This is a genomic window from Paenibacillus sp. GYB006 (assembly GCF_036577645.1).
Classification (GTDB): Bacteria; Bacillota; Bacilli; order Paenibacillales; family Paenibacillaceae; genus Paenibacillus.
The window spans coordinates 724939-742556 of the sequence record NZ_JARBDA010000001.1 but is presented as its reverse complement, the minus strand read 5'-3'; the positions used below and the strand labels follow the sequence as shown (position 1 = coordinate 742556).

Here is a 17618-nt window from a genome sequence, read left to right as displayed (position 1 = left end):
GCAGGAACGATTTATTTTATGGATGAGACCGTCCCGTCTTCGCTTATTTTAGCTCCAAATGATCTATTCTGAACCTCACGCAGCAATGCTGCTCCCTCTTTCTTGTTCATCGGAACGGGCTGTGCAAGCTCCGCATGATAAGGTAATAATTTGATACCGCATTTCCCATCTTTTTGACATGTTGCCTCAAAGATAGCCGTTTTCCACGTTTCCGCTGTAGCTGATCTTGAAAAAATAAAATTACCCGTGCTATAGGCGATCCATTTCCCTTTATAAGACTCTAATCCTTGAAGTACATGGGGATGACCGCCAATCACAAGATCTGCGCCTGCATCAATAAATTCATAACCTAGTTTTTTTTGATTCTCATCCGGTGTTGTATGCCGCTCTTGTCCCCAATGAGCCATCACAATCACGAGATCCGCCTTTTTATGAGCTTGCTTTATGGCTTTTACCGCTTCCGTGCTATTATATGCGTCCGCCACACCAGGTTTCCCTGCTTCTGCCCGCCAACTCGCTTCAGGAATAACTCTTGTAAAACCTAATAATGCAATTTTGATTCCATTTTTCTCGTAATAAACAGGGCTATAAGCTTCCTTTCGATTCAGGCCAGCACCCACATAGCTAAGTTTATTGTTTTTCAGATGCGTAAGTGTATCCGTTAGACCCTTTACTCCTTGGTCCAATATATGATTATTGGCCAGGTTTACGACATCCACACCCGCAGCAGCTAGTGATTTGAGAGCTTTTGGAGAGGATTTATATACAAAGCTTTTATTTTGAGCTGCTTCTCCACCTGTAGTGACAGGTGTCTCCAAATTAATAAAGGTAAGATCGTCATTTGTAAACAAAGAGCCCAAATGTTGATACGGATAGTCGAACCCTTTTTTTAATAATAAATCCTCTACTTTACCTGAGAACTGAACATCCCCTGCAAAGTGCATAGTAATTGACTCTTTAGCAGCCGTATTTATTAATTCTTCTTCCTTTGCTGCTTCTTTGGCCTCATCTGATTTATTCGACTCATCATCAAGTTTCTGATCAGGTTCGTTTATCAAGTCTTGCCCTTCTTGTGAGTTAGACTCCGATTCCAGCTTCTGTTCCTCGCCTTGGGACCGATCGGGAGCTTGTTCTTCACTGCCTTGCTGTTTATCACCTGCATCTTGTTCTTTATCATCAGTTGCCTCTTGTTCCTTATCATCAGCTATATCCTGCTCGGTATCATCAGTAAGTTGCTCGTTACTCTCTGAAGCTGAATTTGATACATCAGAATTATCCACCATATCGGCTTGATCCTGGTTATTACTTACGATCAACGGTATGTTTCCTGTCCTAATCGCAATCATAAAACCTGCAACCAGTAAAACCAACACCATATTAATGGTTATCCATTTCTGGGTTCTCTTCCGTTGCTTTTTCTTTTTGGCTGCTTTACTTCTTTCTGTTCTTGAGGGTAGCATAAAATCTCCTTCTTACTATAATTGACTAGTAAAGTAATCTTACGAGTCTATGAAACGAATCTATTATACCATTTAAAGGATATTTGGTGTGAATTCATAGAGAGGAAGAGAAATTATAAATAAACAAAAATAACCGCAAAGCTTACTCGTATAGAGAGCAGCTTGCGGTTATTTTAATGAGAATGTAACGCAAATCACACGTTATATAAGATTACTAATTAAGCGTTCCACTTTTCATCAGCACGTCTAATAATAACATCACTGAGTGCTTCCATATAAAGCGGGTCACTATTAAGTGAATCGATGCGCATGAGTCGCATATCCAGTTCTTTAGCGACCGCTTTTGCTTCAATATCAAGATCATACAGTACTTCTAGATGATCGGATACAAAACCAATAGGTGCTACCAGTACATCCTCAACCTCTTCTTTGCTAAGTTCCTGCAGTGTATCAAGAATATCCGGTCCAAGCCATGGCGTTGCTGTACGCCCTGCACTTTGCCAAGTGAACTGCCAACGATCTACTCCAGCTTGTTTTGCTACAACCTTGGAAGTTTCAAGCAGCTGCTCCGGATATGGGTCACCCATCTCTACGATTTTTGCCGGCAGACTATGGGCACTGAACAATACCCGAACATCTTTGCGGATCGCTCCCGCCTCTTCAAAATCATTCAGCTTAGCGACCACTCGCATGGTAAGTGCCTCTATGAGCTTCGGATGTAAATGATAGGATTCAATAAAGCTCATGTCTATCCCGTGTTCCTCTGCCTTTGCCTGTGCTCTCTTAATGTAAGATCCAACACTCATTGTAGAATAATGAGGAGCAAGTACGATTCCAATTGCTTTTTTAATACCGTCTGCCGCCATCGCATCTACTCCATCTTCGATAAATGGGCTCGCATGCTTCAAACCTTGATAACAACGATATTCAGTACCTGCGGTTCTAGTATCCTGTTTCAAAGTTTGCTCTAATGATTCCACTTGCTTGTTCGTATTCTCGCGAAGCGGAAAAACTCCGCCAACGATCGCTTCATATCGTTCGGTAAGTTCAGCGAGTTGCTCTTCCGTTGGCTTATTCCCGCGTCTAATATGTGTATAATATGCTTCAATATCCTCCATACTTTGAGGAGTGCCGTACGACATGACGAGTACACCTATTTGATTCATTATCTCATCCATCCTTGTTCGTCTTATTTAAAATACAGTTGACTTCTTTGCACGAATGGCTTGCTCTGAATATTCATGAACATAATCCGTAAGTTCTTTCAATTTATCAATCGAAGCCTCTGGAAATAAACCATGCCCCAGATTGAATATATAGCCAGGAGACTGAATGCCTTGATCAATAATATCTTTGGCATATTTCTTAATCGTGTCCATTGGGGCAGTCAGCACATAAGGATCCAGATTCCCTTGTACGGCAAACTTCTCACCGAGTCGCAAGCGACCTTCGGTAATAGAGACTCTCCAGTCAAGACCAATAATATCTGCTTTGACCTCATGCAGTGTAGGAAGCAGTTCACCTGAACTCACGCCTGGGAAGTAAATTTTAGGTACTTTTAGATCCGACAGCTCATCAAAGATACGAGTAATGGTAGGCAGTACATAGTATTTGAAGTCTTGCGGGGCAAGAGCTCCTACCCAGCTGTCAAACACCTGAAAAGCTTTTCCTCCATTTTCAATTTGATGACGAACATAAGTAATTACCATATCTCCAAGTTTGTCCATTAATGTAAACCAAAGAGCAGGCTCGCTGTACATCATTTCTTTCGTTCGTATGTAACTTTTCGATGGACGGCCTTCGATTAAATAGCTTGCTATTGTAAAAGGCGCCCCTGCAAAAGTAATAAGCGGAACCTGAAGTTCATGATCTAATATTTGGATCGTCTCCATGATGTGGGATAGATCCTTATCAACATCAATGGGTTTAAGACGATCAATATCAGCCGCTGAGCGAATTGGATTATCGATGACAGGTCCAATATCTTTGACGATATCAAAGTCAATACCAAGCGAAGCTACCGGATTCATAATGTCGGAATAAAGAATAGCTGCATCCACACCCAGCTTGCGTACGGGCAACATCGTCACCTCAGCTGCAAGTTCCGGCTGTTTACAAATCTCCAAAAGTGTGTATTTTTCTTTTATCTTCCGATATTCAGGGTCATAGCGCCCCGCTTGTCTCATGTACCATACAGGCAACCGATCTACTTGTCTTTTGAAGCTGGCTTCTATAAACGTATTATTGTATGCCATTTTGGGGCCTCCCCTATTGTAAAGTCTTTACTTCATTATGCCCTTTTTATGAGTAGGTAACAAGGATAGGAAACCGAACATCCCTTGACAATTAGATGAAGCTTTTCTGCCTAACATGAAAGACTTCTGAAGAAGTTGTAAAGAATTTCTGTCATTAAACTGCTTAACCGATAACAAAAATTCAGTGTGCTATACTGAAGGAATGGAAACACTCAACTTAAGAAACGGCAGAAAGGAAGTGAACTGGCGCCTTGAAATCATGGAAAGTCAATCTCATTGTGCTCTGGTTCGGACAGTTTCTCGTTAACGCAGGCATGACGATGGTAACTCCGTTTCTGTCCCTTTATCTCGCTCAAGACCTTGGTGTAACAGGTGAACGAGAAATCGGACTATGGGCAGGTTTTATTTTTGCTGCTAACTTTCTGACATCCTTTATCTTTCAACCTCTATGGGGAAAACTCGCAGATAAATATGGCAGAAAAATCATGTTGCTTCGCTCCGGATTCGGGATGGCGATTGTAATTGCCCTTATGGGACTTGCTACGAGCCCCTGGCATCTGTTGTTCCTTCGCTTATTAAACGGTACAATATCTGGCTTTAACCCCGCCGCTGTAGCACTTATTTCTGGAACGACACCGAAAAAACAAATGGGTTTTGCAATGGGCACGGTTCAATCAGGACAAGTTGCAGGTACGATTCTTGGACCCCTCATTGGCGGAATTCTAGCTGATCTGGTAGGATTTAGACCTATCTTTTACATTACAGGATCACTTATTTTTATTGCGTCCATGCTGGCACTCTTTTTGGTTAGAGAAAAATTCGATCGGGAAGAAGCTTCGCATCTGCCCCAGCAATCGGTTATGGAAGGTTTACGTGAGCTGACAAAAGCACCTCAATTACCTGCGTTATTTGCCGTCACTTTTCTCCTTCAATTTGCAATGGTGAGCCCAATGTCACTCTTGCCGCTTTATGTACATAAGCTCCATGGTACAGCAGAGAATCTTGCTTTCTTTGCCGGAGTGGTCAGTGCAGTGGCGGGAATTTCAAATATGATTACTTCTCCACTACTCGGTAAACTGAGTGATAAGGTTGGATCCCATCGAATCTTGACTTTCGCACTGATTGGAGCAGCCTTAACCCTGATTCCTCAAGCTTTCGTCCATAGTGTATGGCAGCTTGTCGCGATCCGGTTCCTCATGGGCGTATTTATGGGAGGACTGCTTCCGAGCGTCAACTCTCTAATTCGCAAGTATACCCCCGACGGAATGGAAAGCCGGGCCTTTGGATTCAACAGCAGTACACTGGCTTTAGGAAATATGATTGGCGCAGTAGTCGGAGGGTTCTTATCCGGTTTTATTGGGATTGAAGGTCTCTTTATTATTTCAGGTGTGCTTCTTCTCATTAATGTGGTTTGGGTACGGACAAAACTCTATTCACGAAAATCTATTAGATCACAATAACCATAGTTATATCGATCTCGTTGATTCTGTTTGTAAAAAGGATTTTCTTCAAGCGGATAAGTGAAGCTTGATAAGAAAATCCTTTTTTATTTTATGCATCCACTTAGCTCATTCTATTAAGAATAAATATGATCAAATATTATAGAAACCTTAGCATAGTATCCTAGAACTATTTATAATATAATTAATCCATCAATTCCAAATATATACTGGAATAACCAATTGACCGAAGGAGACTTCACTCTCATGATCATTAGTACAAATGAATTATATCTGCCTGTGTATGAGGCACTTGCAAGTGATGTCAGGCTGCGAATGATTGAGCTGCTGTCACATCAAGATATGAACGTAAAAGAACTAGCACAAGCTCTAAACTTAAGCAGTGCGATCATGACGATGCATGTTAAGAAACTAGAGAAAGCAGGAATTATTACATCCAGTCTTGTTTCGGGTCAAAATGGGACTAAGAAAATGTGTAAGCTGACTACGGAAGGTATTGAAATTGTCTTTCCTCAAAAAGAAAGAACACGTCGTAGGTTCCACGAATACATCGTATCCATAGGTCATTATAGTGATTTCGTTGTTGAGCCAACCTGCGGCCTTGCAACAACCACAAAAGTAATCGGTATGTTTGACGAACCCAGATATTTTCTTGATGCAGAAAGAGTAAACGCAAAAATTTTATGGTTTACAAAAGGTTATGTAGAGTATCGAACTGCGAATTTTATTCTAAAAAGCGAAGAACCTACGGAACTTGAGATTTCCTTTGAGATTTCTTCCGAAGCTCCTTCGGCTAATGATAATTGGCCTTCCGATATCTCTTTCTTCTTCAATGGGATACGGCTTGGTATTTGGACGAGCCCTGGAGATTTTGGCGGATCGCGCGGCAAATTCACACCCGAATGGTGGTGGGATGAGATTAACCAATATGGACTGTATAAGGTGCTACGTGTAAACAAAGACGGCACCTTTATCGATGGACATAAAATCTCAGATATAACACTAGAGGATGTGGATATTCGCTCAAAACAGTGGACGTTTCGAATTGCCGTGGAAGAAGATGCCGAGCATATCGGAGGAGCTACTTTATTTGGAACAGGGTTCGGCAACTATAATCAGGACTTGGTATTCAAACTTTACTATGAAAAAGCAGACGTATAAACAGCAGCACCCCCGGGCTCATGTAATAGCGGGAGTGCTGCCGTTTTTAATTTAATATGATAAATCCGTATGAGAAATGCATAGTATAACCGTCGCCCTATTCCCCTGCGATACCGCTTCGTTCCACACTTTCTACAAAATATCGTTGTGTAAACATATAAAGAATAAGCACAGGAAGTAGTGTAAGTACAGCTGCCGCCATAATTTGATTTTGGAGTGTCGGAGCTAGACCAATTGCACTGCTGGCAGAAATACTTTGAGTTGCCTGTTGAAATTCAAGATTTGCGTTTCCATTAAATAAAGCCATATTTTGAGCAAGGTTAAAATATTCCGGTACCAACAAATACATATTCGGCTGAAATAAGTCATTCCAATGCCATACGACTGAAAATAGAAATACAACAAGCATCGCAGGTTTGGCTAAAGGAAACATGATCGTCCAGTAAGTTCGAAACGCCCCTGCCCCGTCAATACGTGCTGCCTCCTCAAATACCGTAGGAAGCCTGCGGTAGAATTGAACAAAGATTAAGACAAACAATGCTCCCTTCAGTCCATGACCAAGTGCAGAAGGTACGATAAAGGGTAGATGAGTGTTCACCCATCCTAAATCAAGAAAAAACGTAAACAATGGGACTACAATCGTTTGCGGAGGTACCAAAAACGTAAATACGACAAGAGCCATCCATAAAGCTTGCCCTGGAAACCGATAACGTGCAAAGCCATAACCCACTAATGAACAACTTAATACTTGAAGTACAGCACTGCCAAACGAAATAATGGAGCTGTTGAGAAGTCCTCTCCAAAAATTAATCTCGTTCATGGCAATACTGTAATTGACTAAGCTGAACTCTTTAGGAATCCATCTTATGGTTGCATCTGCAATATCTTGCGGTCGCATTAGTGATTTGGATACCATGTATAGCAGTGGGTACATGAAAACAAAAGATAAGCTTAAAATGGTGAGATAAAAAAGGATGCCTTTAATGGTTTGTCCCGATTTTCGTACTGCTCTAATTTGCCAACCCAACTCTTGCTTATCAGATAAAACAGTAGAAGGCATTGTCCATCTTCTAATAACGGATTTCAACATATCAAGCCCTCCCCTCTGTCTGCAGCAAGCTTTTTCTGAATAAGAAGAAGATTACAGCCAGTACAATCGAAATCACGATAAAGTAAATCCAACCCATTGCAGAACCATAGGCATAATTATTTGTTTTAAATACATTATTCATAATGTGGTTCATGATATGGTTATCCGTTTTCGTGAACGAGTTCACTACACTGTATAGTGTATTTACAAAGATCATCGGCATAATCATCGGAAAAGTAATTTTCCAAAAAGCCTCCCATTTGGTCGCTCCGTCACACTTTGCTGCCTCGTATAAAGAAGGAGAAATCGTCTGTAGTCCAGCAATAAAGATGAGGATCTGTACACCGGCATCCCACATGACCAGGGTAAGAGAGTCTGCATATTTTAATAAGGGACCAAGAACAGCACCGGGAATAAAATCATTCAGCATCCCAAAGAGTCCATATTGATAAAAAATAGGAAGCTGGGCCGCTCCTTGCTCGAGTAGTTCTCTTAAAATGGCACCCGAAGCAATAATCACGGGCAAAAAGAAGATTCCGCGAAAGATCACTCTGCCTTTAAAATTTCTATTCAGCAGTAGTGCACTAAACATGGCAAAGATAAGAATAAGTGGTACTTGTGTAAGCATGGTGGTCATTGTTTTTTGGAGTAACGGTAAAAAATCAACATCTGTCGTAAAGGCAGCTCGGTAATTTGTAAGTCCAGCAAACTCTGCAACGAGCCCCTTTTCAGTGACCGTAAGATGATTTAGGGAATAATATAAGGACTGACCCAAGGGGTACGCCATAAACAGCATGAAACCTATGATCCATATCGAAATAAACCCATACCCCTCTAGAATGTGTCTGCCTCGCATGGAGATCTTTGATTTTCTCATCTCTTATGCTCCCCCTCCTTCTTGCACGATGTATCCAAGCGCAGGTACAGTCAATCCTTCTATCACAGCTGCTTCTGTACGATAATTTACATATACAGAGATTTCATTACTGTAGGTAGTAACATAGACCTCGCTTTCAATCTGCTTATGATCTTCAATGACTGCTCCCTCAAGCTGCTTATATAACTCCTGTAATTGACCAAATTCTTCAGCAGCCACGGAAGACCAGTACGTGTATTCGGAGCTCCACAGTTCATCTTCCATTGTTCGCTGCAACAGGTTCGTTGGCTGAAAAGTCAGTCGCATACTTGGCAGCGCACCATATTCAATCATACGAAGTTTCTCATTAATCGCATCATCTCGCAGATTGGTTGGACTAGCACTGTACGGTATGAGGCCACGGAGTACAATCTGGTAGAAAGGAACGGTTTCATCTGTATAAATAAAATGGCTGGAATCAAGCGGTACATTATCAATGGTATCAATATGACCGTAAGTATACGCATTCCCGTAACTAACTCCTGATTTTAAATCGGAGCTTCGCACGGTATCCATTGCTTTTATCCATTTTTCTGCAATGCTTTGTCTTGTAGAGATACTTTTCGGATCCAGATCAGACATGAGTGTCTCTCCCCAATAGGAAAACTGAATACCCGAAGCACCTATTTTTTTGAATTTTTCTTGTTCTTTGCTTACGAATTTTTCAATGATTCGATCGGGTTTGAGCCAGTAAAATACTTCACTGTCATCATTCCATCCACTGGAGACTTCGTATTCCGAGCTTACGGCAAGTTCCCGATCCATTCCTCTAATGCCGTCTCTACTTTTCCGTATTCCGCTGCTATCCTCATAAGCACGAGCATAGTTCGCTTCTACATATAAACTAATACCGCGGTTTTTTGCGTAAGCAGCAAGTTCTCGTAATTCCTTTTCTCCTCCAAGCTTTTTGGAAATTGGGAAATGCTTAGGCTGATCTCCATATAAACCGTTCTTGCCATAGCCTTCCAGTGTAATCCTTATATTTGTCATGCCTTCTTCAGCAAAACGATCAATGATCTCCTGAGCTTCACGGAAAGTAGTCATCTCAATAAATGTACTCCCTATGATCTCATCCCTCATGATTCCTCCGACCAAACGAATCGACATGGAAGAAGCATTTTCCGTAATTGGGGTAACTCCTTTACTTGTCGTCAGATACTCACGATAGGCTTTTGCCATCCCTACATAATCGGCTTCATCGCCTTGGAGTAATATGAACTGAGCCCGTCTCTCTCCCGGAATCCGTTCTCCTTGATAAAAAGGGATTTGACCGGATGACCCGATAAAAATTACATCGTTTTTGCGGTAAACAAATTCAGAAGAAACGCGGTACAGCGGTATATTCCGTATACCGGAAGGAGTCGCATTAATCTTGGCATCATAATCCCCTGCTGTAACGATTCCTAAAAACCCAACATCACCGCGGTAATTTCCAAATACGGGCATTGCAATTTTTTCTTTGGGTGGATTGGCTTTACGGAAATTCGCCTCGATATTCGTATGCTCCGCGCTTACATAGATCGGGTCTGAACCATATACATATTCTGAATACCCTGAGTAAAACATCGGATGTTCCTTTTTATAATGAATCAGCGCTCCAGAGCCGTCAGGAATAAAGATAGCTCCTTTCTCTTCTCCCGCAGCTGCATTAAAAAAAGGCAACGGTTCTAAACTTACAATTCGAGCTGTACCCGTTTCTTTAATAGATTCTTCAGGTATAAGAACTTCGAGACCATTACTAAGAAGTTTATATTCCATAGTAATTTCGAGCTTTTCTATAGGAAGCAGGAAGCTTAACCTGGCCCCTAGTTCGGTATACTCGATCGACAGTTCATTCTCTTTTTCTTTTAGGGTGTGCGTCTGAACCGTATCCGTCCCTTCGGTGTATTTAATATGAAGCGGAGAATCCATATATTTTTTATTATTTGGCATCGTAGTCCGGTCTACTTGGGGTGCGCCAAGCCATTCTTTTTTTGTTAATTTATCAACCAGCCTAATATTCCCGTTCTTCTCATCGATAAAAAGTTCGAGTTTATCATTCTCTGTCACTTTTTTTGTGGCCGTAATCGGGTAAGGACCAAGAGATAATACTGGGTTTACGGTGTCCGTTCCCTCAGAAACTTCTCCTTCAGCAGCTACTTCCTGTTCTTCCTCGTTCTTAGCCGATTCCTCTGCTTGATCCACTTCCTGCTCCTGAGTATCCTCAATAGGCTCATTTCCAGTCTCCTCCAAAGACAGATCCGTCTCTTCTAAGGCAATTTGAATGGAATTACCCATATCTGCACTTAATCGATTAGACTGGCCTGATGCTGAACCGAAGTAGGGATTAGAGCTGAATCCGAGCACCAAAGCGAGAACAAATATCCATTTGCTTTTCATCCGCATAATTAACACCTACTTTCGGAAGTTCATTTCTCTAAACAGTTCAATAATGAACTGAATAAGCTGATTGATCAGACCAAACATAAGTATGCCGATAAACCATAAAATTGCGATTCCGATCATACTAAGCAGTGTAATAAACACTAACTTTCCAAATTCAAAATCATGAATTTTTTTCACTTTGAGGAGCAGGAGCCATGCAGTCCATATGAACACGACTTTGACTAGGACCGAATACGTAGAATATTCTTGTAAAGAAAACACAAAGGTAAGCAGTGTTATAGGAACGATGAAGACGATATAGGGAACAAGTGCAAAAGCGCTGCCTACAACCACTTCTTTAAATTTTCCTTCTCCATCAAGGATAGCGCTGACTCCCCAGTTCGATACACACCAGGTAAACCAGGGAACCACAATCCAGACAAACTCATGAAGGTATGATATTTCGTACGGCTCTCTTGTTTCAAATGCATATCCAGTTAGTACAAGTGACAACATACGTGCTATATATGCCAAAAGCACAACAATGACAGCATCACGCCATCGAATGCGATTTGTTTTTTGAATCTCCTCATAAAAATCAAAAGGATGCCTTAACACACCAAACATCATTTGTGCTGTTGTTCTCATTTAGCCTGGCCTCCTTTCATTGTGCGATCGCTATGAGGTTGTGGCAGCGGATGCTTTTCTTTGTTACTGTAAGCACGAAAGCCCCGCAGCATTTTTCTCATCATTCGAGGCAGCAGATAGCGCAGGAAGAGAAATAGAACAATGATTCCACCGCTAATCCAGGCAAAGTACTCTCTTATCCATTCTTTTCGATACTCGTAAAAGGCATCAGAATACTCACCGCGAGCACCTGCTAATTTAAAGTAACTCATTGCTTCCTGATAACGTTGTGCTTTATAAAGAGACTTGCCAATCGCAAAATAAGCTAAATCGAAGTTTCCATTTTGCTGCAACACTTGCTGCCACAGCCCTTCTGCCTCTTCATATCTTCCATCGACGTACAACTTAGAAGCTTCATGGACCGTATCCGCAAATGGAGTGGTACGGAACAGATCGACCCGATTTCGGCCTTTATCCACGACATAAATCGTACCTTTACTAGACTGAGCAATGCTGGAAGGTGTCACAAAAAGCCCATTCTGCTCTCCTAGTCCTCCAAAAACAAAAAGCAAAGTGCCTAATTTGTCATACTGATAAACTTTGCTATTCATTAAATCCAGCGCCGTCATTACCCCGTTCTCATCTACCGTAATATCAATAAAAGCAGGGATAGAATCGAATGATTGATCTCCATATACCTTTACTCCCGGATTCAGTGTATCTACCCCGACAGGAGACAATCGTTTTACCTGATTTGTTTCCGTACCAAGGGTCGTTGTATAGATAAATCCTTCCTTATCCTGAACTGCATTTGAAAACTCAAGCGGCTTTGTTGTCGCAAGTTTTGCTTTTTGTTCATCCGTCGCAAGCATTCTTACAAACAATCGACTCCAGCTAAATCCGATATGATTGGCTCCATAAAATCCTCTAAACTGCCCATTCGGATCAATCTGAATCAGCCCCTGTGTATTCCCATCACTTACAACAAACATATAGCCCCGCTTATCAACAAGCAGCTTCGAAGGTGAGTAGGAAAAACTGGCACCGAGCAATGGACTTTCAGGTTTTGCGAATTCTTTTTGATACGTACCATCCGCACTGTAAATGACAATCCGCTGATTTTTGGTATCCGCTGCATAAACGGTGCCATCACCGGTTACAAATACCCCTTTCGGTTCGTTTAGTTTTCCTTTTCCTTCTTCTGCACCCATTACTTTTATCAGCTTACCGTCTTCTGTCAGATGTAAAATTCGGCTGTTACCGGAATCTACAATGTATAAGGAATCATCCGAACCTACAAAGATATCTTCTGGGGCATTCAGTGGACCAGATTCCAGTTCCACTCCTTCAATAGAACGTTCATAAAAATACCCGTTAATGGAGTGAACACGATCTCCATGCGTATTTTCGGTATATCCGTGATAAGGTGCGTCTGCATAAGAGAAAGCAGGTTCAACAGTAACACTCGCAAAAAGTACAGCAATTAGTAGCGATCCATATCGAAGCCAACGTTTCATATGCTCCTCCCTATTCCTTCAGCCCCGAATGGGCCATCGTCTGCAGCACCATTCGCTGTGTAATGATAAATACGAGGATCGTTGGAATAATCATAAGCAAAGATGCAGCTGCAAGCGTACCTACCCTGGCTACAACGCCTGCCCCTCCGCCGATCGTCTGAATTGCCAGGGGCAGCGACTTCATATCTTCTTCCGTTGTATAGACCATAGCTGGATAAGGATCATTCCAAGCGGAAATAAAACTGAATAAGGCAAACGTAGAAATCGCCGGTTTTAACATGGGAAGAACAACACTGACAAAAACTTTCCATTCCGATGCCCCGTCCATACGAGCTGCTTCAAGAAGAGCATCCGGCAGTTGACGAAGAAACTGTGTCATAAGAAATATTCCCATCGGTGCTGCCAAATATGGAAGAATTAAAGCCCAGTACGTATTAATGAGCCCCAGCTTGCTAACGAGCAAATACTGCGGAATCTGCACAACAAGCGGTGAAAACATAAGGGCAAGTACCACCATATTGAAGATCGCCCCTCTGAAGGGCATATTGTGCTTAGCAAGCGGATATGCCGCCATAGCGGAAATCATGACTCCAAAAAACACAATACAAATACTGATAAATAAACTGTTGAAGATATAGCGTGAAAAAGGAACCGATGTCGTACCTGTAACTAAGAGCAAATCCCTGAAATTCAGCAGGGTTGGATTATTTACAAAAAATCGGGGTGGAAATAAAAATAGTTCACTAACTGGTTTGAACGCTGTAGAGATCATATAAACTAGAGGAGCCAGCATAAGCAGCCCGAGCAGCGTCAGAAAGATATATAGGACAATACCTCCAACATCCCTTTTCTTGCCTTGGTATGTGCCAAACATTACGAATCAGTCCTTTCCCAGCCAGTTAAAAATCAGTCGGTTCAGACCGATCATCATGAAGAAGAGTACAACAGCAATGGCTGCGGCATATCCCATTTCAAACTTAATAAATGCATAGTCAAACAAATGCGCAAGAATCGTATGTCCTGCATACAACGGGCTTGGTAAACCCACGAGCTGCACACTGATATCAAATACGGTCAAGGAACTGACAACCTGCAAAACAGCACCGAATAAAAGCTGAGGTTTGACAGAAGGAAGCGTAATGTACCAAAGCTGTTGCCACCTGAACCTGATGCCGTCAATAGAACCTGCTTCATATAAATCTTTGGGAACATTCTGCAGACCGGCAAGGAATGCTAGGAAGCCAACACCCATTGACATCCATAAAGAAACAATAATAATAACGGGAACAATTGAATTTACATTTTGTAAAAATAAATAAGGCTCGTTGATGATCCCAAGTTTACTTGCGTAGTAATTAAGTAGACCTCTTCGATCCCCAGCGAATAAATAGAGCCATACGACGGACATTGCTGTCGCACTCGTTATCGATGGAGTATAGAAACAAAGAGTATAGAAAAAACGGTATTTTTGCGGAACTTGACTAATCAGCCAGGCCAGGAGGAAAGCCATAATGTACCCAACCGGGCCCGTAATAAATGCGAATTTTAATGTAATGCCAATGGCTTTAAGAAAAATATCATCATCAACAAACAACAATCGATAATTAGATAACCCAATGAACTTGGGCGGCTCTAGAATATTGTAATAAGTGAAACTTAGACCGATGGAAGTAGCAACAGGAACGATGGTAAAAAGTGTGAACAGGATCAGAAACGGGGCCAGGAAGTAGTAGGACACCCGATTCTTTTTTATTTCCCGCCAGAGCGTGGAACGATTATGAGTCATCATCTAGACCAAACTCCTCCCTTTTCTTCCGTAGTTCCTTGTCAATTTCGCGTACTCCCTCTTCCACAGCCTCACGGGTAATTTTGCCGTTTAGCACGATTTCGTTCCATATGTTAGCGATATGTCTTGTGGTGTAATATCCACCAATGACGACTTCACGTTCTTTAAACCATTCCCATTGCTCCAAAATAGCGTTAATATCATTTTCTTGCCACGGCAGACGTTTAAGCGCTTCCACATTGGCCGTGTTCCATCTTGCCTCTACTCCAAGCAGCGCTTCCAGTTCAGATCCGAACCGTTCCTGTGCATCTGCTGAAGTCCACCATTTTAAAAATTCCCATGATTCTTCTTTCATTTCTGTATCTTTAAAAATCATTCCCGTCTGTGCGAGTCCGCCAGTAGATCGATTGATTTGACCATCTGCTTCTTCCATACCTGGCATTGGCTTCATTCCCCACCAACCAGTAAGCTCAGGAGCAGCCGTAGATAACAGGACATAAGTCGAGTAATCAGCTACGCCAATCGGCATTTCACCAGAACGGAATCGGTTATAAAAATCAGCCTGCTTCTGTATTTTGTAATTCGTAAATAGTCCCGTCCACATCTTGAAAGCTTCCATCGCTTCTGGTGAATCGAGATTGGATATCTTACCGTCTTCACGATAAAACTCTCCACCATGTTGGAACAAGAACGGAGCAAATTCATTAATCGCAAGAGCAGGATTGTTAGGTGCATGAGGGTAAAAGAAATCCATTCCGTTTTGCTGCAAAATAGGAATAAGATCCATAACCTCTTCCCAAGTATCCGGCATCTCTTCTTCCGAATATCCAAGTTCCTCCATAATGTCTTTACGATAAAAAAGCATATTAAAGTTTTGATTTTCCGGCAGGGCGAAACTTCCTCCATTATATTCATACGGTATGAGTGCACCCGGTCTAAACCGAGCTGCAATCTCACCATAATCAGAGAACTCCTCCAGATTGATAAGACCATTTCTGACCGCATAATCGATCGGTACTTCTCCATCTACGCCTAATGCTACGTCAGGAGCAATTCCCGAAGTGCTCGCTAGAAGCAATACCTGCATTTGCTGGGCTGGTATCACATTCACATTGACCTTAATTCCGGTTTCTGGTGTGAAATCTTCATCAATCATTTGCTTGATGATATCTACCCAATCGCGTCCTCTGGCTACCCAAACTTCAAGTACCTCTTCCCCTTCATATACATTGCCTATCCCGCCGTAGTCTTTAGTAAACGACTGTACAAAATCATAGACCATCGTCCCTGTTCTTTTCACCCAACCTGCACTTGGCTCAGGCCACTCCTGATCCGGGGACTTCACAATTAAATAATCCAGCAGAAGACTTTGCTTACTGAGTGAGTTAACCCATGTACCTAGAGAAGCCTGAAGATCATTAAATTGTTGTATTCTTCCTGGTATGGTCCGGGTCTCCTCTGCCATACTAAGCAGTACGTCTCGCGCTTCATACAGTGTACTTACTTCAGAACTTCCTTCGGTAACCCCAAGTTCGTAAAGCGCTTTGATCGTATCATCAAACGTGCGAGCCATAAGCTGAAGTCTAGGCACAAGATTCTCAATATTCTGTTCAAGCTCCCAGTCTCCGTTCGGATCAGGATTCGTCCCTGTAACCTGAATTACTTCACGGCCGATTAAGGACATTTTGCGCGTCGTACTCGTAATGTCTTCAAGAATACTTCCCAGCGCTCCTACTTGAACTTCCATTCGCAAATGATGTTTGCCTTTCTCCAGATAGAGTTGATAAGGCTTCTCCTCGGTACCAAATTTTGCGATCTGGAATTCTTGTTTATAAGGAAAAGCAAATCCATTCATTTCACGAAATGGCAGTTCCCCATCAATAGTCACTTTCCGTTCCACCGGGATTCCGTTCAAAAACCATTGTCCGTACCGTGCTCCGATCTCATAAAGACCACTCTCCGGGACCTCAATCTCCCATTCAGCCCATTGCCCTCCATTTCGCCAGCTAGCTCCTCCGAATGTATTGAGGGTGATTGCATCTTTGTTAAAAGGTTCGGTCGCAGGTTCCCGGTCTTCTATTCTTTTTAAAGTTGGATCAGATCGTAAACTAGATTCTTCTGCCTGTACCTTAATGAGCACACCTTTCGTCTGACTGTACTCTTTTGCTGTATATTCTTGACTTACTTCTTCATAAGTAGGAATCTCCTTTGGGGAGTGAATATAAATCTGTCCTATGGCCGCTGGTTCTCTCACACTTGTCATTCGCAAAGTATGCAACCCTTTTGTTAGATAAAAACGCAGCGGTTCATATGTTTTCGCTTCTGGATCCTGAAAATCTCGGTACTGCCAACCGCTGACTTCTTTTCGAGCAGGATTAAATTCATTTCCTTGATTATCATGCCAGGGTTCTCCAGATTCAGACCACATTCTTTGGAATTCCAGTTTACGAGCCTGATAAAAAGGGAATTTGCCATCAATTTGTATACTTCTCACAATAGAAGACCGTTTTCCTGGCAGCGCATAATAGTCCATACCGATTTGGTAGAAACCATCTTCCGGTACTTCAAATTGATATTCACTCCAGCTATTCTCGTCTGTCAGCGCAAGAAAGGGACCTGTTTGTTCCCCAAGATTGCCTACCCATTCCGTACCTTGATCACTCGTCTTTACTGCACCCGTCATAAGCAATTTGATTTTTTCGCTCTGTGCATCTGCTGCCCCATGATTGCTATGCTCTTTTATGTAATCCAAATACGAGGATTCTAGTTTGCTTCCGGCATCTTCCTGCTCCAAAATGGAAGTCTGCTCTACACCTGTTAAGACAGGAATATGAGCCATTGCATCATCGTCATACCCTCTCGAATCATTCCACCATATCAAGAAAATAGCGGCAGCTAGAATAGAAATGAGGGTTATTTTATATCGAAGCAGCCAGCGAACCACGTATGAAATACCTCCTTTTGCAAGTTCGTTCGGTATCC

At 42.1% G+C, this 17618-nt stretch carries 13 protein-coding genes; 2 read left to right on the top strand and 11 right to left on the bottom strand.

Translation table 11 applies throughout. From position 1 onward, the window contains the following. Positions 1-11: 11 nt before the first annotated feature. The 3 genes from PV403_RS03580 to hemE all read right to left on the bottom strand — a co-directional run bounded on the left by PV403_RS03580 (position 12) and on the right by hemE (position 3715). Entirely contained in the window at positions 12-1460 is a 1449-nt protein-coding gene (locus tag PV403_RS03580; RefSeq protein WP_332083613.1) for a CapA family protein, read from the bottom strand. A 218-nt stretch (positions 1461-1678) separates the two neighbouring features. Continuing rightward, a complete protein-coding gene (gene hemH / locus PV403_RS03575) occupies positions 1679-2626 on the bottom strand; it encodes a ferrochelatase (RefSeq protein WP_442951729.1) in 948 nt (315 codons plus the stop codon). 27 nt (positions 2627-2653) lie between these two features. Beyond that, positions 2654-3715 (bottom strand): uroporphyrinogen decarboxylase, encoded by a 1062-nt coding sequence (hemE, locus tag PV403_RS03570; RefSeq protein ID WP_332083612.1) that lies wholly within the window; start codon positions 3713-3715, stop codon positions 2654-2656. A gap of 251 nt (positions 3716-3966) precedes the next feature. On the opposite strand from hemE, the gene PV403_RS03565 reads away from it, so the two are divergent. Both PV403_RS03565 and PV403_RS03560 read left to right on the top strand, forming a co-directional pair. Further along, complete coding sequence (locus tag PV403_RS03565) at positions 3967-5175, top strand: MFS transporter (protein ID WP_332083611.1); 1209 nt, start codon at positions 3967-3969, stop codon at positions 5173-5175. Positions 5176-5421: 246 nt separating this feature from the next. Beyond that, positions 5422-6336, top strand: a complete 915-nt coding sequence (locus tag PV403_RS03560; RefSeq protein WP_332083610.1) for an ArsR/SmtB family transcription factor — start codon at positions 5422-5424, stop codon at positions 6334-6336. A 97-nt stretch (positions 6337-6433) separates the two neighbouring features. Here PV403_RS03560 and PV403_RS03555 read toward each other — a convergent pair whose 3' ends face one another. Genes PV403_RS03555 through PV403_RS03520 form a run of 8 tightly spaced genes read right to left on the bottom strand, consistent with a single transcriptional unit; the run spans position 6434 to position 17580 of the window. Then, positions 6434-7426, bottom strand: a complete 993-nt coding sequence (locus PV403_RS03555; protein ID WP_213532179.1) for a carbohydrate ABC transporter permease — start codon at positions 7424-7426, stop codon at positions 6434-6436. A gap of 1 nt (position 7427) precedes the next feature. Beyond that, positions 7428-8303, bottom strand: coding sequence for a carbohydrate ABC transporter permease (locus PV403_RS03550; protein WP_332083609.1), 876 nt, complete (start codon positions 8301-8303; stop codon positions 7428-7430). Between the two features lie 3 nt (positions 8304-8306). Beyond that, complete coding sequence (locus PV403_RS03545) at positions 8307-10721, bottom strand: DUF5696 domain-containing protein (protein WP_332083608.1); 2415 nt, start codon at positions 10719-10721, stop codon at positions 8307-8309. A 15-nt stretch (positions 10722-10736) separates the two neighbouring features. Further along, positions 10737-11354, bottom strand: coding sequence for a Yip1 family protein (locus PV403_RS03540; protein WP_213532176.1), 618 nt, complete (start codon positions 11352-11354; stop codon positions 10737-10739). Beyond that, positions 11351-12850 (bottom strand): hypothetical protein, encoded by a 1500-nt coding sequence (locus tag PV403_RS03535; RefSeq protein WP_332083607.1) that lies wholly within the window; start codon positions 12848-12850, stop codon positions 11351-11353. The genes PV403_RS03540 and PV403_RS03535 overlap by 4 nt, the downstream gene beginning before the upstream one ends. A gap of 10 nt (positions 12851-12860) precedes the next feature. Then, positions 12861-13724 (bottom strand): carbohydrate ABC transporter permease, encoded by an 864-nt coding sequence (locus PV403_RS03530; RefSeq protein WP_332083606.1) that lies wholly within the window; start codon positions 13722-13724, stop codon positions 12861-12863. Positions 13725-13730: 6 nt separating this feature from the next. Further along, positions 13731-14639 carry a carbohydrate ABC transporter permease gene (locus PV403_RS03525; RefSeq protein ID WP_213532173.1) on the bottom strand — a complete coding sequence of 303 codons (909 nt, stop codon included), beginning with the start codon at positions 14637-14639 and terminating at the stop codon, positions 13731-13733. Continuing rightward, a complete protein-coding gene (locus tag PV403_RS03520) occupies positions 14626-17580 on the bottom strand; it encodes an extracellular solute-binding protein (RefSeq protein WP_332083605.1) in 2955 nt (984 codons plus the stop codon). Before PV403_RS03520 ends, PV403_RS03525 begins: the two co-directional genes overlap by 14 nt. Between the last annotated feature and the right edge of the window lie 38 nt (positions 17581-17618).